The sequence below is a fragment of the Agrobacterium sp. BT-220-3 genome, from assembly GCF_025910175.1.
GTDB lineage: Bacteria > Pseudomonadota > Alphaproteobacteria > Rhizobiales > Rhizobiaceae > Agrobacterium > Agrobacterium oryzihabitans.
This window is the reverse complement of sequence record NZ_JAPAIX010000002.1, coordinates 302679-322766: the sequence shown is the minus strand read 5'-3', so window position 1 is coordinate 322766 and position 20088 is coordinate 302679. Positions and strand designations below refer to the sequence as shown.

Genomic DNA, 20088 nt, shown 5'->3' with positions numbered 1-20088 from the left:
GGCCTGACGCGCTTCTGTATCGGCCTTTCTACCCGCGTCTCACCAGGGTTGCGGATTGCTTTGCCAAGTACGCCTGCTGAAACCATCGGGGAAAACAATATTTTCTCTGATCCCGACGCAACGTGGAACGAACGTCCTTTATTAGCATATAAAATCGGTAGACAAAGTATGCATCAAAAGACGTGCGAGGTGATGATGTATACTCTCAGTTTGCTGGACAAGAGCCCGGTTCCGACCGGTGAGAACGCGGCAAGCGCGTTCCGCGACACGATCAATCTCGCCAAACGCGCCGAAGAACTGGGTTATCGCCGTTTCTGGGTCGCCGAACATCACAATTCGCCGGAGCTTGCCGGTTCGGCGCCTGAGGCGCTGGTTGCGTGGATTCTGGCGAAGACCTCCCGTATCCGCGTCGGCTCGGGAGGTGTGATGCTGCAGCATTACAGCCCATACAAGGTCGCTGAAGTTTTCAACGTGCTGTCCTCTCTCGCGCCCGGCCGGGTCGATCTCGGTATCGGCAAGACGCCGGGCGGACTGCCGCTTGCGACGTCCGCCTTGCAGCAGGCCTATGACCCCACCCGCAAGCCGGATTTCGAAACGGCACTCAGTGAACTCACCACGTTCCTCTCGGGCGCTGCACCGCAGGGTCATGCGCAGGCCGGGTTGCAGGCGACACCGGTGCCGCCGGTTGCTGTGGACAGATTTCTGCTCGGCGCCAGCCCTGAAAGCGCAAGGCTTGCGGCGTCCAGAGGATGGAATTTTGTCTTTGCCGGTCATCTTAATGGTGATCCGGAGGTTCTTCGCAGCAGCCTCTCGGCTTTCCGCGAGGAAAGCGGCGGGAAAGCGCCGATCCTTGCCCTCTCGGTCTTTGCCGCCAGCGATCCGGACCATGCGGCAAGACAGGTTGAGGGGCAGCGCATCTATCGTGTGTTCCTCAGTAACGGCAAGGCGTTCAATCTTGGCCGCCGTGAGCAGGCCGAAGAATTTGCTCGCCAGTCTGGCGATACCGATTATCGCATCGAGGAGCGCAAGCCTAACGTCCTGCATGGCGGGCCGGAGGATATTCACAAGGCGCTGCGCGCGCTTTCCGATGAGCACGGTATCGAGGAATTCATCATTGAGCCGCCGCATGTCGGAGCCGATCAGCGGCTTGCCTCGATCGAATTGCTGGCCACACACCGCCTTTCCAGGGCGGCGTGAACTTGTCCTCAGGAGGAAATGACATGACGAAAAAGACAGTCCGTTTCGGCATCATGCTCCAGGGCCCGGGCGGGCATATGAACGCCTGGCGGCACCCGAAAAGCCCGGTCAATGCCAGCGTCAACTTCGATTTTTTCCGGAGAACAGCGCTGAAGGCGGAAGCAGCCGGTATCGCCTTCGCCTTCGTGGCCGACGGGCTTTATATCAATGACAAGTCCATCCCGCATTTCCTCAATCGGTTCGAGCCTTTGACCGTCCTTTCGGCGCTGGCTTCCGTCACGTCGAAGATCGGCCTCGCCGGCACGGTTTCAACCTCCTACAGCGATCCCTTCACGATCGCGCGGCAGTTTGCTTCGCTCGATCTTCTGAGTGGCGGCCGGGCTGGCTGGAATGCCGTGACGACGCCACTCGAAGGCACGGCGAAAAACTACAGCCGCAACCATCCCGAACATGCGCTGCGTTACGAGATTGCCGATGAATATCTGGAGGTGATCAAGGGGCTGTGGGACAGCTGGGACGACGATGCCTTCGTGCGCAACCGCGAGACCGGGCAATTCTTCGACAGGCAAAAACTCCACACACTCGGCCACAAGGGCCGTTTCTTCCAGGTGGAAGGACCGCTGAACATCCAGCGTTCGCCGCAGGGCCAACCGGTGGTATTCCAGGCCGGTTCTTCCGATGCCGGTATCGGCCTTGCGGGCAAACATGCCGATGCCGTCTTCACCAATTCCGCCTCGCTCGAGGAAAACCAGACATTCCTCAAGCGCGTGAAGCAGAGTGCTGTCGCGCAGGGCCGGTCCGCCTCCGACGTGAAGATTTTCCCCGGCATCGGGCCGATTGTGGGCGAAACGCAGGAGGAAGCGGAAGCGAAATACGACATCATCCGCAACCTCATCACCATCGAGGATGCGCTTGCCTATCTCGGCCGCTTCTTCGACCATCACGATTTCAGCGTCTATCCGCTGGATGAGCCTTTCCCCGAACTCGGAGATATCGGCAAGAACAGCTTCCGTTCGACGACGGACCGCATCAAGCGCCGTGCGAAGGAAAAGAACCAGACGCTGCGCGAGGCGGCGCTCGAAGCCGCAACCCCGCGAGAAGGTTTCATCGGAACCCCGGACAGGGTGGCGGACGAGATCATCCGCTGGGTGGAGCACGATGCGGCCGATGGTTTCATTCTGGGCTTCCCGGTCATTGCCGAAGGGCTGGACGATTTCATCCGCCTCGTCATTCCGGTGCTTCAGCGTCGTGGTTATTTCGAACCGCATCTGGAAGGCGCAACGCTGCGTGAGCATCTGGGCCTGCCTTTCAAGGAAAGCATCTATTCCCGCGCCGAAAGCGGCCCCGACAAGGCTATTGCATGAGGTAGGGCCGGGCGGCAGCTGTTGTCGCCCTAAGAGATTTTAAACGTGCTGTGCGGGTGAAGCGCGGCGCAGGAGACCAGAACCATGAATATCCGCATTGACGGCGCGCGTCCGCAGGACGACGCCGAACGGGGAATCCTTGCCTTCATCGAGGAAAGCATCGCCATCCGGCACGATCTTCACCGGCATCCGGAGCTTTCGCTTGGGGAAAAACGCACGGCGGCGCTTGTTGCCCGGTATCTCCTGTCTTTCGGATATGAGGTGACGGAGGGCGTCGGCGGCCATGGTGTCGTCGCCACCCTGAAACGCGGACACGGTGACAAACGTCTGGGCATTCGCGCCGATATCGACGCCCTGCCCATCGTCGAGGAGACCGGCCTTGCCTATGCCAGCCAGACGCAGGGTGTGATGCATGCCTGCGGTCATGACGGCCACACGACGATCCTGCTAGCCGCCGCCCGTTACCTTGCCGAAACATCGAGTTTTTCCGGTACGCTGACGCTGATTTTCCAGCCTGCCGAGGAAATCGGCGCAGGCGCGAGAGCGATGATAAAAGACCGGCTTTTCGAGCGGTTTCCCGTCGACGCCGTGTTCGGGCTGCACAACTGGCCGGGCGTCGAAACCGGACAATTCGGCTTTGTCGAGGGGCCCGCTATGGCCTCCGTGGACAAGGCAAAGGTGCGGATCATCGGCAAGGGCGGGCACGGGGCCGCACCGCATGAAACGGTCGATCCGGTTCTTGCCTCGGCAAGCTTCGTCACCGCCTTGCAGAGCATCGTCTCGCGCAATGTCGATCCGCGAGACATGGCGGTGCTAACGGTGGGCTCCATTCATGGCGGCACGGCCTCCAATGTCATTCCCGAGAGTGTGGAACTCCAGATCACCGCCCGGGCCTTTTCGCCCACCGTTCGCGATCGGCTGGAGGAGCGGCTTCCCGCCCTTGCGAAAGCGCAGGCGGAAAGTTTCGGCGCAACCGCCGATGTCGCCTATTCCCGTGGTTTCCCACCCGTCATCAATCACGTCAGGCAGACGGTCTTCGCCCGCGATGTCGCCAAACGGCATTTCCCCGCCGAACAGGTCGCCGAAGGCTTTCAGCCGCGAACGGCGAGCGAAGATTTCGCCTTCATGCTGCTCGAGCGGCCAGGCTCCTATCTCTTCGTCGGCAATGGCGAAAGCGCGCCGCTGCACAGCCCCCATTACGATTTCAATGATGCCATCATCGCGCCTGCGGCGCGCTTCTGGGTGCGTCTGGCGGAAGCGTACCTCTCCTGATTCAACGAGTTTAGGACAACGAGATGAGCGACAGTTTTCTCTACACATCGGTCAAGGACCCGCTCGCAGCCCCGCTTCTGGAGGAGCTGCTGTTCGAATATGACAGCCGCTACGGCACATATTTCAGTGCGGAAGGCGCCAGGGCGGAAATGAACAAATATCCGCCGGAGGCCTTCAGCCCACCGTCGGGCAACTTCCTGTTGTTGCTGCGCGGCGGCAAGGCGATCGCCGGCGGTGCCTTCATGCGTTACGACGAGGAAACCGCCGAGTTCAAGCGTGTCTGGACCCATTCGGCCCACCGCCGGCAGGGGCTTGCGAAAATCGTGCTTCAGGAACTGGAGCAGCAGGCGATCCGGCAGGGTTACGCCCGTGTCTATCTGACCACGGGCTTCCGCCAGCCGGAAGCGGTGGGCCTTTATCTCACCAACGGTTATCGCGCCTTGTTCGACACGTCGGCCGACCCTGAAACGATCAGGTCGCTGCCTTTCGAAAAATGGCTTGCCGAGAGCGTCTCCGCCTCCGTTGCGGAAGGCGCGCCGATACCGGCGGCTCGGACGCAATCTTCCCCGGCCCACCCGTGAAAGGCTTTTTCCGATGACGATAGCCTCTGATTTTCCGCATGTTGCGGTGAGCGAGCAGAAGGGTGAACCGATCAAGGGTGGTTACGCCCATTTCCGCATCGTGCCGGCCCGTTATCCCTTGCGAACGGTGGGTACGGTCTTCTCCGTTCTCATCATAGCGGCCGTTCTGCATTCCATCTTCGGCAACCCGCGCTGGGGCTGGGATGTCTTTGCGGAGTGGTTTTTCGCCGAACCGGTGCTGGTCGGTCTTGGCAGGACGCTGCTGCTCACCGCGCTCGGTGCGCTGTTCGGTTTTGTGCTGGGAACGCTGTTGGCGCTTGCCCGCGTTTCGCGTTCGCCGCTGCTGGTTGCCGTCTCCTGGACCTATATCTGGATTTTCCGGTCGATCCCTTTGATCGTGCTGCTGCTGATCCTCAACAATCTCGGTTATCTCTATGAAACGGTGGCGATCGGCGTTCCCTATACCGGCATCAATTTCTTCAGCTGGAATACGACGCAGCTGATGACGCCTTTTGCGGCGGCCGTTCTGGGGCTGACGCTCAATCAGGCCGCCTTCGCATCCGAAATCGTGCGTGGCGGCATCCTTTCGGTCGATCAGGGCCAGCTGGAAGCTGCCGCAGCACTTGGTCTTCCCCGGCGGCGGCAGGCGTCGCGCATCGTTCTGCCGCAGGCGATGCGCTCCATCCTGCCCACCGCCTTCAATGATATCATCGGCCTCGCCAAGGGCACGTCGCAGGTCTATATCCTAGCCCTGCCGGAGCTGTTCTATACAATCCAGATCATCTATCGCCGCAATCTGGAAGTGATCCCGCTGCTGATGGTCGCGACCGTCTGGTATCTGGTGATCCTGACCGCGCTTTCGATCGTTCAGCACCATATCGAGCGGCATTTTTCACGCGGTGCGCTGCGCAACCCGCCGCCGTCCCTGTTCGCCACGGTCTACCGTACTTTCCTGCCACGCAAGCCTTTGCCTGAAGCCGTGGAAACGGCGGTGTCTGTTGCGACCAGGGCCGAGCGCGCGGTGTCCACCCCTGCCGTCAGCTTCCAGCTCGGAAATCGTGGCGGGTCGGTCAACATCCACGGTGTTTCGAAATCCTTCGGGTCGCTCAAGGTGTTGGATGATATCAGCCTTTCCATTCCGGCGGGCAGCGTCACCACCATTCTCGGTCAGTCCGGCTCCGGCAAGTCCACCTTGCTGCGCTCCATCAACCATCTGGAGCGCGTCGATGACGGTTTCATCGCCATAGATGGCGAACTGGTTGGCTATCGTCAAAAGGGCGACACGCTTTACGAACTGAAGGAACGGGAAATCCTCAAGCGCCGCGCCGAAGTGGGCATGGTGTTCCAGAGCTTCAACCTGTTCCCGCATCTGACTGCGCTTGAAAACATCATCGAAGCGCCCATCGCCGTTCGTGGCATTTCGAAAGAGCAGGCCGAAGCTGAGGCGCGCGATCTTCTGGCGCGTGTCGGCCTTGCCGAAAAAGCCGGCGCCTATCCCCGCCAGCTTTCCGGCGGGCAGCAACAGCGCGTGGCGATTGCCCGGGCGCTGGCATTGCGGCCGAAGGTGCTGCTGTTCGACGAGCCGACATCCGCGCTCGATCCTGAACTCGTCAACGAGGTGCTTGACGTCATCAAGGAGCTTTCGCGCTCCGGTGTCACGCTCATCATCGTTACCCATGAAATCGGTTTTGCCCGCGAAGTCTCCGACAGGGTCGTCTTCATGGAGCAGGGCCGGATTATTGAAACGGGTACGCCGGAAAAGGTGTTCAGCAGCCCGGATCACCCCCGCACCGCTGAATTCCTCGCAAAAGTTCTCTAACCAAAAAACAAGGGAAACACTCACATGGCATTTTCATCGAAACTATTATCATTGCTTGCCGGCGGTCTTTTCTCCGCCACCACCGCGCTCATCCCGGCCGCACACGCGCAGGAGGTCGATCTTTCTCCGGAACAGAAGGGGCGGGTGCGCGCCGAGAAGGTTGAAGAGGCGATCAAGCTTCTTCCGGCCAGCCACAAGTTCATCGCCGATGGAAAGCTGACGGTCGCGACCGTACCGTTCCGCCTGCCACTGGTCGATTATGCGAGCGACACGAAAACGCCGATTGGCGTGGAGCCCGATATCGCCCAGCTGGTTGCTGACAGCCTCGGCCTTGAACTTCAGCTCGTTCCGATCGCATGGGCCGATTGGCCTCTGGGTCTGACATCCGGCAAATACGATGCCGTCACTTCCAACATCACGGTGACGGAAGCGCGCAAGGAAAAGTTCGATTTTTCCAGCTACCGCAACGACCTGCTCGGCTTTTACGTGGGCAATAACAGCAAGGTGACGACCGTCAGCAAGCCCGAGGACGTGGCCGGGCTGAAGGTGATCGTCGGCGCTGCCACCAATCAGGAACAGATCCTGCTGAAATGGATCAAGGACAACAAGGCCAAGGGCTTGGCCGACACCGAGGTGCAATATTACGACGATCAGGCTGTGCTTGACGTTGCCCTGCAATCCGGCCGCGCGGACGCCTATCTCGGCCCCAACGCAACCTCGGCCTTTCAGGCGGCAAGCCAGAAGAAGACCAAGCTCGTAGGCACCTTCTCCGGCGGATGGCCGGAAGCGGCGGAAATCGCCGTCGCCTCCAAAAAGGACGCCGGTATTGCCGAAGCCATCACGGCGGCGCTGAACGCCCAGATCAAGAACGGCAATTACGGCAAGGTTCTTGCCCGCTGGAACCTTGGCTCTGAGGCCATCACCGAATCCCGCACCAATCCGCCCGGTCTGCCCAAGAGCTAACCGCCGATTTTCCAAAAAAGCGGAGTTGCCAACACGCTGAGTTGAAGGTGGGACATCACTCAGCCGGTAGCGCGGGCTCCTCCCGTCCGCGCTACCTCCGTCCCGCAATCATTTTATCGGGAAACCAGAATGACTTTCACCTCTCGTCTAGCGACAGTCGCGCTCGGTGCTCTTCTCTCCATCGCCGGTTTCGGACCGGCTTTCGCAACTGATGTCTTCGACCTGTCCCCGGACCAGCCAGGTCGGATCAGGGTTGAAAAAGACCCCGCCGCGATTGCTGCCATTCCGAAAGATTTCAAATTCATTACCCCGGGCAAACTCACCGTCGCGGTTGCACCCGGAGGACCACCGCTCGCGACCTATGCGACGGACGCAAAGACGGTGGTCGGGGCCGATCCGGACTATGCGCTTGCGGTGGCTGACAGTCTTGGCCTCGAGCTGGAACTGGTGGCTGTTGCCTGGGCCGACTGGCCGCTGGGGCTTGCCTCCGGCAAATACGATGCTGTCATCTCCAATGTCGGGGTGACCGAACAGCGCAAGGAGAAGTTCGACTTTTCTACCTATCGTCAGGGCCTGCATGGTTTCTTCGTGAAGTCCGATAGCGGCATCACCGCCATCAGGGAGCCGAAGGATGCGGCGGGCCTGAGGATCATCGTCGGTGCGGGCACCAATCAGGAGCGCATTCTGCTGAAATGGAACGACGAGAACGTCGCCGCCGGACTTAAGCCGCTCGAGCTGCAATATTACGACGACGAGGCCACCCGGCTTGTCGCGCTTTCTGCCGGGCGGGCGGATGTGATCGTCCAGCCGCATGCGCAGCTGGTCTTCATCGCCGCTCGCGACAAGACCATCAAGCGTGTCGGAACGCTCTCCGCCGGCTGGCCGGAGCGTTCCGATGTCGCCATCACTACCCGCAAAGGTTCGGGACTGGCCGATGCCCTGACGCTGGCCACCAACGATCTGATCAAGAGCGGCGCTTATGCGAAAATATTGGACCGCTGGCAGCTTGCGGAAGAGGCCTTGCCGGAATCGCGAACCAATCCACCCGGCCTGCCAAAGAGCTGACCGGTCGAAAAAACGCGGTGGACGGCAATACCCGCAGGTCATGCCTGCGGGTATTGTGTTACGCGTCGGTCGCGCAGCGCAAAAAACTCAGAAGTCCGCGACCTTGCCCCAGGATGAACCAAGGAAACGGCTGGGGTGATAGGGAGCAGGATCGACAATCGGGTTTGAACCCGTGACGATATCGGCGATCAGATGGCCAGCGCCCGGGCCGATGCCGAAACCGTGTCCGCTGAAGCCGGCGGCGAGGATGAAGCCGGGCAATTCGCTGGTCTCACCGATGGCGGGCACACCATCCGGCGTGCTGTCGATAAAACCGGCCCAGGCGGCGGAAATCTGGGTTTTGCGAAGGGCGGGCAGAAGTTCGAGTGCCCTTTTGTGGGTCTCCTGGATGGCGGCGGCATTCGGTTTCGGATCGAGAATGCGAACTCGTTCCATCGGCGTCGGCGCATCGAGCCGCCAATGTTTCAACGTTTCATGGCCGCCACGGATACCCTCCAGCCCGCCCGGACGCAGGCTGCGCCAGCGCTTGAGGAACATCGGCACGAATTCGCGCGCGAATCGCATTTGCTGTGCGGTTGGGTCGATGCGTCCAAGGCCGCTGATCGCAAGGGTGTAACCGCCGTTTTTACGCCGTGTGGCCGAAACGGCTGCGGTATGCAACGCATCCGGCAGGTCTTCCGCACCCGGTGTGACCGACAGGATGGAGGAACGCACGGAGGCTTGTGGAAATCGAATGCCCAACTGGCGGCAGAAAGAGGATGCCCAGGCACCGCCGGACATGATGGCGGTTTTGGTGCGGATGGTGCCTTTTTCGGTGATGACGGCACTGACGCGGCCGCCTTCCGTCTCCAGACCACGCGCCGCGCAATTCTGATGCACCGTGCCACCCAGTTTCATGATGGCGCGCGCAACGGCGGGTGCCGCCATCGAAGGATCGGCCGTGCCGTCCGTTGGCGAAAAGACGCCGCCCTTCCAGCGTTTGCCTGTGGCGCGTCCGCGTTCGCTTGCCTCATCCGTGCTCAGCATATGGGTTGTTACGCCCGCGGTGATGGCAAAATCGCGCCAGCGCGCCCAGCCGGCAAGTTCGGCCTCGTTGTCGCTCAGGTAAAACAATCCGCAGCGGCGAAAACCGGTGTCCTCGCCGCTCTCGGCAGCAAACTGCTCCCAGAGCGTCAGGCTCTGCGTAGAGATCGGCAATTCGCGGGCATCGCGGTTCTGCTGCCGGCACCAACCCCAGTTACGGCTGGATTGCTCCGCGCCAACAAGGCCTTTTTCGACAAGAGCCACTTTCAGGCCGCGCCGGGCGAGGTAATAGGCAGCGAAAACGCCGACGATGCCGCCACCGATAATGACGGCGTCCGCAGATTTCGGCAATTCCGGCGAGGTCGTGATCTGTTGCAGCGGCGCAGGCATATGGGGCTCCTTATCTTCCTACTAATTTACCTTGGTCGCCGGGTAGACGCTGCCAGACTGGGCCGATTGTCGGAATCTCCTGCTGTTCGGGGCCACGTCTGCAACTCTTTATGCTGGATGAAAAAAATATCCCCGCGTCGACAGGGCTTGCGCATGTGATAAGATTTCCATTGCCACGTCAGAATTTTATGCTGTGTGCTCAAAAACAAAAAAGGGGTTCCTCACGTGATGAAACTTGACCGGATCGATATCAAGATCCTCTACGAACTCCAGAAGAACGGGCGCATCACCAATGTGGAACTGGCGGAGCTTGTCAATCTCTCGCCAAGCCCCTGTCTGATGCGGGTCAAGAAGCTTCAGGCCGAAGGGTATATCGAAGGCTATTCGGCGCAGATCAACATCAACAAGCTCGGCCAGACCCTGACGGTCTTCACTGAAATCACGCTCAAGAACCACCGCCAGATCGATTTTGCCCGCTTTCTCGGCGTCGTTGAAAAGATCGACCAGGTGGTGGAATGCCATCTCGTTTCCGGCGGTTACGATTATCTGTTGAAATTCGTCACGTCCGGCATTGTCGAATATCAGTCGATCATGGAGCGCCTGACGGACATGGATGTCGGCATAGACAAATATTTCAGCTTCGTGGTGCTGAAATCACCGATCATCAAAGCGCATATGCCACTGACGAGCCTGTTTCCTCTTTGAAATAAAAGTGCGTCTCCTCCCCAATCTCGACGTCATCCTCGGGCTCGACCCGAGGATCCATAGTCCGTCGAGATGGATGGATCCTCGCCTCAAGGGCGAGGATGACGTCGAAATTTGTCGCGGCGTGCTTGCGTCGTAATCCGGGCAGCTTCCGGCCTATCACCTCTTGGAAAACGCCCGCACCAGTTCCGCATCCTGCTGGAGATTGTCGAGCCATTTCGGGTCGAGCTTCGGCACCGAGGAAAACAGGAGCTTCGAATAGGGATGCGTCGGTGATTTGATCGCTTCGGTCGCCAGATGCTCCACCTTCTGCCCGCCATACATCACGACGATTTCGTCGCAGATGGTTTCCACCACCGAAAGATCGTGGCTGATGAAAATATAGGAGAGGTTGAGTTCGCGTTGCAATTCACCGAGCAGGTCGATGATGGCGGCTGCGACGACCGTATCCAGTGCCGAGGTGATTTCATCGCAGATGATGAGCGACGGTTCGGCTGCCAGCGCGCGGGCGAAGTTGACGCGCTGTTTCTGCCCGCCTGACAGGCCGGAAGGGTGGCGGTGGCGGACCGAGCGCGGCAGCTTCACCATATCCAGCAGTTCGTCGATCCGGCCGTCGCGGGCCTTGCCTCGCATGCCATGATAAAAGGTCAGCGGCCGGCCGAGAATGTCCTCGATGGGTTTTGACGGGTTAAGCGCGGTATCGGCATATTGGAAAACGATCTGCATGCGGCGCAGCTGATCGCTGGTGCGTCTTCGCGCATCGGCATCCAGTTGCTTTCCTTCGAAGATGACATGACCGCTCGCGGCGGGCAGAATGCCGGCAATGGCGCGCGCCAGCGTCGATTTTCCGCAGCCGGATTCGCCGATGATGCCAAGATTGCGGCCGGGATAAACCGCAAGGCTGACGGAATCCACCGCACGCACCAGCGGCATCCGGTCGTCGCCTTTCGTGCCGTAGCCGGCGATCAGACTTTCGATATCGAGGAGCGGCGTCGCCTGGCTCTGTGCGAGCGGCGCGACCGCGCGCACCTTGTCGTTAAAGGCGGTCAGCAACTCGCGCGTATAAGGATGCTGCGCATTCTCCAGAATGTCCGTGGTCGTGCCGGTTTCCTGAACCTCGCCGCCTTTCAGCACCACGATCCGGTCGGCGATCTGGGCGACAACGGCAAGATCGTGGGACACATAAACGCCGCCGATGCCACCCTTGCGCATTGCCGATTTGAAAGCGCGCAGAACCTCGATCTGTGTCGTCACGTCGAGTGCCGTGGTCGGTTCGTCGAAGATCACCAGTTCCGGGTTGCCGATCAGCGCCATGGCGGCGGAGAGACGCTGTAGCTGACCGCCGGAAACCTGATGCGGATAACGCTCGCCGATGGTTTCCGGATTGGGAAGCGACAGGGCCTTGAAGAGTTCTACCGCTTTGACGCGTGCCTCCTGCTGCGGCATCAAATGATGGATGCGGGTGACTTCAATGACCTGATCGATGATCTTCTGCGCCGGGTTGAAGGCGGCCGCCGCACTCTGAGGGACGTAGGAGATTTTCGTGCCGCGGATCCTGGCGCGTTCGGCTTCCGAAAGCTGCACCATGTCGCGACCCGTCACGGTCACGCTACCGCCGGAAATGCGGCAGCCCGGACGGGCATAACCCATCAATGTCAGCGCGATTGTGGTCTTGCCGGAGCCGCTTTCGCCGATCAGTGCGACGATCTCGCCTTCGGCTATATCGATATCGACGCCCTTGATGATCTGGATGCGGCGGCCGGAATCGGTGGTCGCCTCGACTTTCAGTCCACGGATTTCAACGAGATTGGTCATTACTGGCTCCTGTCGCGGATTTTCTGCGGCAGATTGTCGATCAGCAGATTGACGCTGATCGTCAGGCTGGCGATCGCCAGCGACGGGAAGATCACGGCCGGTGCGGCAAAGGGCAGGCCGCCGATGTTTTCACGCACCAGCGCGCCCCAGTCGGCATTCGGCGGCTGCAGGCCGAGGCCGAGGAAGGAGAGGCCCGACAGAAGCAGCACGATGAAGACGAAGCGCACGCCAAGATCGGCAAGCACGGGGCGGATGATGTTCGGCAGGATTTCGGAGCCGATGAGATAGAGCAGGCTCTCGCCACGCACCCGGGCGACGGTGACGAAATCCATGGTGTTAACATTGACGGCGAGTGCCCGGGCGAAACGATAGGCGCCCGGCGTATAGATGACAGAGAGCGTGGTGATCAGCACGGGTATGGAGGAGCCGACGGCGGCGACGACAACAAGGCCGAAGAGCTTGCTCGGAATGGAGTTCACCGCATCGAGAAAACGGCTGAGCGCCGCATCGAACCAGCCGCCGACGACGGCGGCGCACATGCCGAGAACGACGCCGGACACGCAGGCGATCGTGACCGCCGCAAGCGAGATGCCAACCGTGAAACGTGCGCCCATGAGAATGCGGGAAAAGACATCGCGGCCGAGATAATCGGAACCGAGCCAGAGGTCGGAGGTCATGGGGCCGAAATAATCGAGATCGACGATTTCACCAACCGGATGGGGGATGAGATAGGGCGCGAATATCGCAACCATCGCCCAGAGGAAAATGACGAGAAAGCCGAAAACACCGACTGCGTTGATCCTGTAACCCAAACGCGAAGTCCCCGAAGTTGTGTTGATATGATCGGCCATCAGCGCAGCCTCGGATTGGACATGATGGCGATGATATCAGCCGTGGTGATGAGGAGGAGATAACCCACGCAGAAAATCATCGCGCAGCTCTGGATCAGCGGCAGGTCGCGCGTCGCGACACCATCGACCATCAGCTTGGCGATACCCGGATAGTTGAAGATGGTCTCGACGATGATGACGCCGCCCACGAGATAGGAGAGCGACAATGCCACCGCATTGACGATCGGGCCGAGCGCATTGGGCAGCGCGTGGCGCAGCACGATCCGCATGCGCGGTGCGCCCTTTAAAAGCGCCATTTCCACATAGGGCGTATCAAGCGTCTCGATGACGGCGGCGCGGCTCATGCGGATCATCTGCGCCGACACCACGAAGGTGAGGGTGATGACCGGCATGGCGTAAACGCGCAGCATATCGAACACGCTATGGACCTCGCTGATGAGCGACAGGGCCGGCAGCCATTTGAGATAGACAGCGAAAAGCAACACGGCCAGCGTCGCTATCATGAATTCCGGCACGGAAATGACGCCGATGGTGAGGATCGTGACGGCGCGGTCATAAAGCGTCCCGCGCAGCATGGCGGAGCTGATGCCAAGCGTCAGGGCCAGCGGTACGGCGATGAGTGTGGTGATGCCGGCAAGCTTCATGGAGTTGACGAAACGCGGGCCGATGAGGTCGGCGATCGCCATGTTATTGGCGTAGGAGGTGCCGAGCTCGCCCTGCAGCAGGCCGAAAAGCCAGCGAACGAAACGCAGGAGGGCCGGGTCATCAAGATGCATGGCGGTGCGCAGACCGGCGACCGCTTCAGGCGTCGCCGACTGGCCGAGAAGGATCGTCGCCGTGTCGCCGGGCAGCAGGCTGGTGGCGGAAAAGACGATAAACGACACGATAAGCAGGGTCGTCAACATGACGACCAGCCGCCTAGCAATAAGGGACAATATCCGGCTGTTCATTCACATGCTCCTGCGACCTGCCTGGCCATTAGAGCGCCTCGCATCCTACAGGACGCATAAACGCTCTAACTCTTTGAATCCACGAATCGCTATAGAAGAAAATCGAACACGATCTTCTGCCCGATGCGCTAGGCTTTCCGCACTGGCGGAACGTTGCCGGGTACTTTTCAGCACCCGGCCCCATTTGGTCTATCAGGCTTCGAGCCAGACGTATTCAGCAAAGGCGTAACCCATCATGCCGCCGAGCGGATTGGCTTCCAGACCCTTCAGCTTGGAGGTGATGGCATCGACATTGGTAATATAGGCGGGAATGATGGTGCCGGCTTCGTCGGCGATCATCGTTTCCATCTCGAAGTAGATCTGCTTGCGCTTTTCCATGTCCAGCATGCCGCGTGCTTCGAGCATCATCTTGTCGAACTTCGGCGACTTGTACTGGCTTTCGTTCCATGGCGCATCGGAGGCGTAAAGCAGCGAAAACAGAATGTCCGGCGTGGGGCGCGGGTTGATGTTGCCGAAGTGAACCGGCGCCTTCAGCCAGTAATTGCTCCAGTAACCATCGGAAGGAACGCGCTGTACATCCAGCTTGACGCCGATTTCTGCGGCGGACGCCTGGATGATCATCGCCATGTCCACGGCGGAGTTTGCGGCATCCGAGGTGATGACCGGGATGGACTGGCCGATGAGACCCGCTTTTTCGAAGTGGAACTTCGCCTTGTCGGGATCGAAGGCTTTCGGCTTCAGGTCCGGATTGTGGTAGGGGCTCATCGGCGGCACGGGCTGGTCATTGCCGACTTCGCCGAGGCCGCGCAGAGCCGCCTTGACGATCTGCTCGCGATTGACGATCGACTTCATGCCGGCGACGAAATCGGCATTGTTGCCCGGTGCCTGGTCCAGCCGCATGTTGAGGTTGGTATAGTTGCCGGACGTGCCCTTGGACAGAACGATACCCTCCTGCTTGTCGAGCAGGCGTAGCGAACGTGGATTGATGGCTGCCGCAAGGTGGATATCGCCCGAAATGAGTGCGTTGACGCGGGCATTGTCTTCGGCGATCGCGAAGAACTCGAAGCTGTCGACGTGCGGGCCGCCGGACTTCCAGTAATTGGCATTCTTGGCCATGACCGAACGTACGCCCGGCTCGAATTTCTCAAGCTTGAAGGCGCCGGTGCCGTTGCCCTTGGAGAAATCCGTGGTGCCATCGGCGACGATCATAAAGTGGTGCAGGGCGAGGATGGCCGGCAGGTCGGCATTCGCATTTGCGAGTGTAATCTCGACGGTGCTCTTGTCGAGGGCCTTGAAGCCGGTCATCTGGGCGGCGATCTTGGCAACCTTGGAACCGACGGCCGGATCGAGATGGCGTTTCAGCGAATAGACCACGTCATCTGCGGTCAGCGCCTTGCCGTCATGGAACGTGACGCCGGAACGCAGCTTTACGGTCCAGGTCTTGGCGTCCTTCGTTTCGATGGATTCAGCAAGCTCCATCTGTGGAGTGCCGGAAATATCAAGGAAGCTCAATCGGTTGTAGAGTGCGCAGCAACGCACGTAGTCCGTGGAAAGCGACGCCTTTGCAGGGTCGAGCGTGTCGGCCGTGGAGGCGGACCAGCCGGCCGCCTTCAGCGTGCCGCCGGAAACGGGGGTGGCCGCCACGGCCTGCGAGGCGCGGCCGAGAATGGCCGAACCGGCGGAAAGCGCAACGCCGCCGGCCAGCATCATGTGAAGCAGCTCTCGCCGCGTCGCGCCGCGACGGATCGCCTGTTCAACGGCGGCATCGTCAGAGCGGGTCCAGTTTGTAATCCTGTCACTCATGGTCTTCCCCTTTTGTATGTTTGTTGAAATGGCGTCTGCAAAGATTTCCGGCATGTCGCGTCCCAGTTCGCGCCATGCCATCGGCAAAGGCGGTTCAGCCGCCCGCCTGTCGCACGGCCTCCGCAAGGCCGGCCATGGACGTGAAGTGATAGTCCGGTGCGGTAAAGTTTTCCGGCTCGATCGTGCCGCCATATCCCTTCTGGGCGTGGCGCCGCTCGATCCAGCAATTGGTCATTCCGAGTTTCCGTGAAATGCCGATATCGTGGTACTGGCTTTGCGCAACGTGCAGAATGTCGTCCTTCGATGCGCCTTCGCTTTCAACGAAGGCGAAAACCTTCTCGAAGAATGCGGGATCCGGCTTTTCCGTGCCGGTATCATCCGCCGTGAAAGCGGCATGAAAAGGACTGCCGAGTTCTTTCGAGAAATACTCGAAGGCCCAGCGCTGGGCATTGGTCATGGCGATGAGGCGATGCGTCTTTGCAAGCTCGGCCATGGCTGCACGGCTGTCCTCGAAACCCTTCCAGCTCCGGGCAGCATCGCGCAGGCGCTCGCCAAGGGCGCGCTCCCCCGGCAGGCCCAGTTCCGGAGCGATGATCAGATAGACGCGGACGAGATCGTCGGGAAACAGGTCGGTTGCGTCGGAGTAACGCGCCGCACGGTAAAGGCCGAGTGCCTTTTCACCGTCCACCTCGACGCCGTTTTCAGCGCCAATCTGGATCAGCGTCGATTTAAGGCCGCCTTCGAAATCGATGAGAGTTCCCACAACGTCGAAGCTCATATATTTGAAGTCGTTCAGTTTTTTGGGCAATGTCGGTCTCCGCTCTGCCGCCCTGGCCTCTTGGGAAGGCTACGGCATTTTATTCTGTTCCCGGACGGGATCCTTGCCCCGTTCCCTTTCTTGATTACGCCTGTTTTCATGGCGTTTGGTGCTTTTTCCAAGGGTAGTTTGGCACTTCCAGCACGCCGGATTCGCCGAAAAGGATCGGCTCTTCGGCAGAATATTGCGAATATGTATGGCGTTGCGACATTTCGAGACGGTGTCGCAACGCAATTCGCGTGTGGCCTCAGGCCATGGCGGCCCGCACAGCCGGGTCCTCGAGTGTCTGGTCGAGGGTTTTCAGCGTTCGTTCGATAATGGCGTCGATCTCGTCATCGGTGCAGCAGAGCGGCGGCGCATAACCGAGGGTGCCGTTGGCGAAGGCGCGCACGATCAGACCGTTCTCCCAGGCGCGATCGAACACCTTGCGCGCCGGAACTGCCGCAGCCGGCAGCGGGGTCTTCTTTTCCTTGTCGGTCACAAGCTCGATGGCAGCGAGCATGCCGCGGCCGCGAACATCGCCGACCAGCGGGTGGCTTCTCAATCCTTCCAGCCCGGCCATCAGCCGCGCACCGGCGCGACGGCCATTTTCCAGCAGCCCGCCTTCGTAGAGTTTCAGCACTTCGAGGCCAACCGCGGCGCTGACGGGATGGGCGGAATAGGTGTAACCATGCCCGACAGCCGCATCGCCCGCAAAGTCGGCTATTGTATCATAAACATGATCGGCCATGAAGACGGCGCCCATCGGCACATACCCGGAGGTGAGGCCCTTGGCGGCGGTGATGAAGTCCGGCACGATATCCTCGTCGGCACAGGCAAACAACGGTCCCGTGCGGCCGAAGCCGGTAATCACTTCGTCGGCGACGAAGAGAATGCCGTAAGAACTGCAAAGGTCGCGGATGGCCTTGATCCAGCCAGTCGGCGGTACGAGAACGCCGCCCGAACCCTGAATGGGCTCGGCATAAAAGGCGGCGACCCGCTCCGGCCCGATAGCCTCGATCTTGTCTTTCAGGATTTGCAGCGAAGAGGCGATGATGGCGGCGGGATCGTTGCCGACCGGATTGCGATAGGCATAATGCGACGGGATTTTGTGCTGCCAGTCGTAAGGCACGCCGAACCCGGCATGGAAGGCGGGCAGGGCGGTCAGGCCGGAGCCGGCTGTGGTGGAGCCGTGGTACCCTTGTTCGATGGAGATGAACTGATCGCGCTGCGGCTCACCCTTTGCGTGCCAGTAATAGCGGATGAAGCGGATGGTGCTGTCCACCGCGTCGGATCCACCAAGCGTGAAGTAGACGTGGTTGAGATCGCCGGGCGCACGGTCGGCAAGTTCGGAGGCCAGCCGAATGGCCGGTTCGCTGCCAATGTCGAAATAGGCGGTGGCATAGGGCAATTCGCGCATCTGCTTTGCAGCCGCCTCGACGATGCTGTCATGACCATAACCGGCATTGACGCACCAGAGGCCGGCAAAACCGTCGATCAGCTGGTGGCCGGTCATATCGGTGATGGTGGCGCCCTTTGCCGACTTCAGCACCCGCACGCCCAGCTTTTCATGGCCGCGGAACGAAGAGACGGGGTGGACCAGATGGGCGCGGTCCAGTTCGATCAGTGAATTGCTTAACATGGGTCTCTCCGGATTCAGCCCAGCGCCTGGCTGGTCAGTGCGAATGTTTTCAGTTTTTTGTCGGCTGAGATTTCGGCCTTCGGCCGGCGCATGGCGATGCCGCCGCCGACATGGCCAAGCCCGTGTTCGGCAAGCCAGGGGCCAAGGCCCGTATCGGCGGTGGTGTCCACGCGCAGGAATGCGCCGGGGCGCTCGGAAAATACGAAGGTGATCAGATCTCGCGCGATTTCGGCATTTTCCGCCACGACCGGGCCGATGACCTCGCCGCGGCCGAAGTCGCGCAGACCTGCAAAGCCTTTGATGACGCCCTGCTCCTGCACGACCGCGAAACGCGCCCTGTCTGCAAGTTCTGCAAAAAGCGCCGTGCGGTCCGAACCGAAAGCCTGTGCATCGAGCGCCGCAAGCTCTGCCGGGGCGACGGTTTCCACCCACGCCACACCGGCTGGCTTGTCGGTCGCGGCTGGAATGCCCTGATGCTGCAGCACCTCGCCGCAGGCGGCGAAGCCCATTTTCTCGTAGAGCGGCAGGCCGTCGGTCGTGGCGACCAGACGGCATTCGCGATTTCCTGCGGCATCGATTGCCGCCTGCATCAGCTGGCGTCCAAGACCCCGGCCGCGCATGGTTTCGTCCACGATCACCATATTGACGGTCGCGCAGGTGTCTCCGAGAAGCGTCGCCATCGCGGTTCCGACGACACGCCCGTTTTCGAGCGCGACGAAGCCTTTGCTTAAGGAAAGAACGAGCGCCCAGTCTTGCCTGCGGTGCGGCCAGCCGGCCTGTCTGGAAAGCTCGACGGCGGCATCGAGGTGTTGAGGCTCAAAATTCTGGATATCGATCAGGCTGGCTTGCATGGCCCAACTCCCGTTTTATTCTTCTCGTTTATTGATAGACTGGGGGTAAAAGAACATTGTCCCGACGAATGGCAAGGTTCGACATGTTTCACTGTTGCTTTCACCCGCCGCCGCATCTTATGCCGCCTGTTATTCGCATCACGAGGCAAGACGGGGGCTGAAGGGGGAGGGCCTAGCGCGCGAACGCAACTCTCTGCCAAACAGGCGGGTGCATACGCAACAATCTGCTTTCGCTGATGGCAATTGCGGTGCGCCGACCGGGCAAAGGCTTTCTATGATCAATTCATTCCGGCACGGCCGATCTCCAAGCAAGGATGACGACGACATGACCATCTTCCGCCCGAAATACATTTCCTTCGACTGCTACGGTACGCTCATCAATTTCCAGATGGCCGAGGCTGCCCGCGATCTCTACGGTGATCGTCTCGACGAAGCGCAGATGCAGCAGTTCATCAAGAATTTCGCGGCCTACCGTCTGGATGAGATCATGGGCGCATGGCAGCCCTATGCCCAGGTGGTTCACAATTCGCTGTCGCGCAGCTGCAAGCGCAATGGCGTGGCCTTCAAGGATGAGGACGCCACCTTCGTTTACGAGCGCGTTCCGACCTGGGGTCCGCATGCGGATGTTCCGGCCGGTCTTGCCAAGGTCGCGAAGGAAATTCCGCTCGTCATCCTGTCCAACGCCATGAACTCACAGATCATGTCGAATGTCGAAAAGCTCGGCGCGCCGTTCCACGCGGTCTATACCGCCGAGCAGGCGCAGGCCTACAAGCCGCGCTTCAAGGCTTTCGAATATATGTTCGACATGCTCGGCTGCGGCCCGGAAGACATGCTGCACGTCTCGTCGTCGTTCCGTTACGACCTGATGTCGGCCCATGATCTCGGCATCAAGAACAAGGTCTGGGTTAACAGAGGCCACGAGCCTGCCAACCCCTATTACGGTTATGTGGAGATTGCCGATATTTCCGGCCTCGCCGGCGTGGTTGGATTGTAAGGAAAGG

17 protein-coding genes are annotated in these 20088 nt (G+C 60.2%); 9 read left to right on the top strand and 8 right to left on the bottom strand.

Features of this window, described 5'->3' with window-relative positions:
• Positions 1-192 precede the first annotated feature (192 nt).
• The 7 genes from OK142_RS08005 to OK142_RS07975 all read left to right on the top strand — a co-directional run bounded on the left by OK142_RS08005 (position 193) and on the right by OK142_RS07975 (position 8261).
• Positions 193-1197 carry an LLM class flavin-dependent oxidoreductase gene (locus OK142_RS08005; protein ID WP_498682554.1) on the top strand — a complete coding sequence of 335 codons (1005 nt, stop codon included), beginning with the start codon at positions 193-195 and terminating at the stop codon, positions 1195-1197.
• Positions 1198-1220: 23 nt separating this feature from the next.
• Positions 1221-2561 carry an LLM class flavin-dependent oxidoreductase gene (locus OK142_RS08000; RefSeq protein WP_498682044.1) on the top strand — a complete coding sequence of 447 codons (1341 nt, stop codon included), beginning with the start codon at positions 1221-1223 and terminating at the stop codon, positions 2559-2561.
• Positions 2562-2645: 84 nt separating this feature from the next.
• Positions 2646-3833: a M20 aminoacylase family protein gene (locus OK142_RS07995; RefSeq protein WP_498682042.1), complete on the top strand. Its 1188-nt coding sequence runs from the start codon at positions 2646-2648 to the stop codon at positions 3831-3833.
• A 23-nt stretch (positions 3834-3856) separates the two neighbouring features.
• The gene (locus OK142_RS07990) at positions 3857-4414 is read left to right on the top strand and encodes a GNAT family N-acetyltransferase (RefSeq protein WP_498682040.1); all 558 of its coding nucleotides are present in this window, start codon (positions 3857-3859) and stop codon (positions 4412-4414) included.
• A 13-nt stretch (positions 4415-4427) separates the two neighbouring features.
• Positions 4428-6233, top strand: a complete 1806-nt coding sequence (locus OK142_RS07985; RefSeq protein ID WP_313607451.1) for an amino acid ABC transporter permease/ATP-binding protein — start codon at positions 4428-4430, stop codon at positions 6231-6233.
• A 24-nt stretch (positions 6234-6257) separates the two neighbouring features.
• Complete coding sequence (locus tag OK142_RS07980) at positions 6258-7196, top strand: ABC transporter substrate-binding protein (RefSeq protein WP_313607452.1); 939 nt, start codon at positions 6258-6260, stop codon at positions 7194-7196.
• Between the two features lie 129 nt (positions 7197-7325).
• Positions 7326-8261, top strand: a complete 936-nt coding sequence (locus tag OK142_RS07975; protein WP_498682037.1) for an ABC transporter substrate-binding protein — start codon at positions 7326-7328, stop codon at positions 8259-8261.
• 87 nt (positions 8262-8348) lie between these two features.
• On the opposite strand, the gene OK142_RS07970 is transcribed toward OK142_RS07975, so the two are convergent.
• Positions 8349-9674 (bottom strand): NAD(P)/FAD-dependent oxidoreductase, encoded by a 1326-nt coding sequence (locus OK142_RS07970; protein ID WP_313607454.1) that lies wholly within the window; start codon positions 9672-9674, stop codon positions 8349-8351.
• 228 nt (positions 9675-9902) lie between these two features.
• Here OK142_RS07970 and OK142_RS07965 point away from each other — a divergent pair, with 228 nt between their 5' ends.
• Complete coding sequence (locus OK142_RS07965) at positions 9903-10379, top strand: Lrp/AsnC family transcriptional regulator (RefSeq protein WP_035243534.1); 477 nt, start codon at positions 9903-9905, stop codon at positions 10377-10379.
• Between the two features lie 159 nt (positions 10380-10538).
• Here OK142_RS07965 and OK142_RS07960 read toward each other — a convergent pair whose 3' ends face one another.
• The 7 genes from OK142_RS07960 to OK142_RS07930 all read right to left on the bottom strand — a co-directional run bounded on the left by OK142_RS07960 (position 10539) and on the right by OK142_RS07930 (position 19087).
• A complete protein-coding gene (locus tag OK142_RS07960; protein WP_498682034.1) occupies positions 10539-12194 on the bottom strand; it encodes an ABC transporter ATP-binding protein in 1656 nt (551 codons plus the stop codon).
• Entirely contained in the window at positions 12194-13045 is an 852-nt protein-coding gene (locus OK142_RS07955) for an ABC transporter permease (RefSeq protein WP_498682032.1), read from the bottom strand. Before OK142_RS07955 ends, OK142_RS07960 begins: the two co-directional genes overlap by 1 nt.
• A complete protein-coding gene (locus OK142_RS07950) occupies positions 13045-13995 on the bottom strand; it encodes an ABC transporter permease (protein WP_003500438.1) in 951 nt (316 codons plus the stop codon). The genes OK142_RS07955 and OK142_RS07950 overlap by 1 nt, the downstream gene beginning before the upstream one ends.
• A gap of 192 nt (positions 13996-14187) precedes the next feature.
• On the bottom strand, positions 14188-15798 hold the full coding sequence (locus OK142_RS07945; RefSeq protein WP_082186061.1) for an ABC transporter substrate-binding protein: 1611 nt from the start codon (positions 15796-15798) through the stop codon (positions 14188-14190).
• A gap of 94 nt (positions 15799-15892) precedes the next feature.
• The gene (locus OK142_RS07940; protein ID WP_498682552.1) at positions 15893-16576 is read right to left on the bottom strand and encodes an HAD-IA family hydrolase; all 684 of its coding nucleotides are present in this window, start codon (positions 16574-16576) and stop codon (positions 15893-15895) included.
• Between the two features lie 286 nt (positions 16577-16862).
• Entirely contained in the window at positions 16863-18236 is a 1374-nt protein-coding gene (locus tag OK142_RS07935; RefSeq protein WP_137038966.1) for an aspartate aminotransferase family protein, read from the bottom strand.
• Between the two features lie 14 nt (positions 18237-18250).
• Positions 18251-19087 (bottom strand): GNAT family N-acetyltransferase, encoded by an 837-nt coding sequence (locus OK142_RS07930; RefSeq protein ID WP_498682027.1) that lies wholly within the window; start codon positions 19085-19087, stop codon positions 18251-18253.
• A 325-nt stretch (positions 19088-19412) separates the two neighbouring features.
• Between OK142_RS07930 and OK142_RS07925 the strand changes: the two genes are divergently transcribed.
• Positions 19413-20081, top strand: coding sequence for a haloacid dehalogenase type II (locus tag OK142_RS07925; protein WP_082186062.1), 669 nt, complete (start codon positions 19413-19415; stop codon positions 20079-20081).
• Positions 20082-20088: the final 7 nt, after the last annotated feature.

What these genes read in the sequence shown, in the direction of transcription:
- OK142_RS08005 (WP_498682554.1), top strand. Translation starts at nt 193, where the DNA reads ATGATGTATACTCTCAGTTTGCTGGACAAGAGCCCGGTTCCGACCGGT.
- OK142_RS08000 (WP_498682044.1), top strand. Translation starts at nt 1,221, where the DNA reads ATGACGAAAAAGACAGTCCGTTTCGGCATCATGCTCCAGGGCCCGGGC.
- OK142_RS07995 (WP_498682042.1), top strand. Translation starts at nt 2,646, where the DNA reads ATGAATATCCGCATTGACGGCGCGCGTCCGCAGGACGACGCCGAACGG.
- OK142_RS07990 (WP_498682040.1), top strand. Translation starts at nt 3,857, where the DNA reads ATGAGCGACAGTTTTCTCTACACATCGGTCAAGGACCCGCTCGCAGCC.
- OK142_RS07985 (WP_313607451.1), top strand. Translation starts at nt 4,428, where the DNA reads ATGACGATAGCCTCTGATTTTCCGCATGTTGCGGTGAGCGAGCAGAAG.
- OK142_RS07980 (WP_313607452.1), top strand. Translation starts at nt 6,258, where the DNA reads ATGGCATTTTCATCGAAACTATTATCATTGCTTGCCGGCGGTCTTTTC.
- OK142_RS07975 (WP_498682037.1), top strand. Translation starts at nt 7,326, where the DNA reads ATGACTTTCACCTCTCGTCTAGCGACAGTCGCGCTCGGTGCTCTTCTC.
- OK142_RS07970 (WP_313607454.1), bottom strand. Translation starts at nt 9,674, where the DNA reads ATGCCTGCGCCGCTGCAACAGATCACGACCTCGCCGGAATTGCCGAAA.
- OK142_RS07965 (WP_035243534.1), top strand. Translation starts at nt 9,903, where the DNA reads ATGAAACTTGACCGGATCGATATCAAGATCCTCTACGAACTCCAGAAG.
- OK142_RS07960 (WP_498682034.1), bottom strand. Translation starts at nt 12,194, where the DNA reads ATGACCAATCTCGTTGAAATCCGTGGACTGAAAGTCGAGGCGACCACC.
- OK142_RS07955 (WP_498682032.1), bottom strand. Translation starts at nt 13,045, where the DNA reads ATGGCCGATCATATCAACACAACTTCGGGGACTTCGCGTTTGGGTTAC.
- OK142_RS07950 (WP_003500438.1), bottom strand. Translation starts at nt 13,995, where the DNA reads ATGAACAGCCGGATATTGTCCCTTATTGCTAGGCGGCTGGTCGTCATG.
- OK142_RS07945 (WP_082186061.1), bottom strand. Translation starts at nt 15,798, where the DNA reads ATGAGTGACAGGATTACAAACTGGACCCGCTCTGACGATGCCGCCGTT.
- OK142_RS07940 (WP_498682552.1), bottom strand. Translation starts at nt 16,576, where the DNA reads ATGAGCTTCGACGTTGTGGGAACTCTCATCGATTTCGAAGGCGGCCTT.
- OK142_RS07935 (WP_137038966.1), bottom strand. Translation starts at nt 18,236, where the DNA reads ATGTTAAGCAATTCACTGATCGAACTGGACCGCGCCCATCTGGTCCAC.
- OK142_RS07930 (WP_498682027.1), bottom strand. Translation starts at nt 19,087, where the DNA reads ATGCAAGCCAGCCTGATCGATATCCAGAATTTTGAGCCTCAACACCTC.
- OK142_RS07925 (WP_082186062.1), top strand. Translation starts at nt 19,413, where the DNA reads ATGACCATCTTCCGCCCGAAATACATTTCCTTCGACTGCTACGGTACG.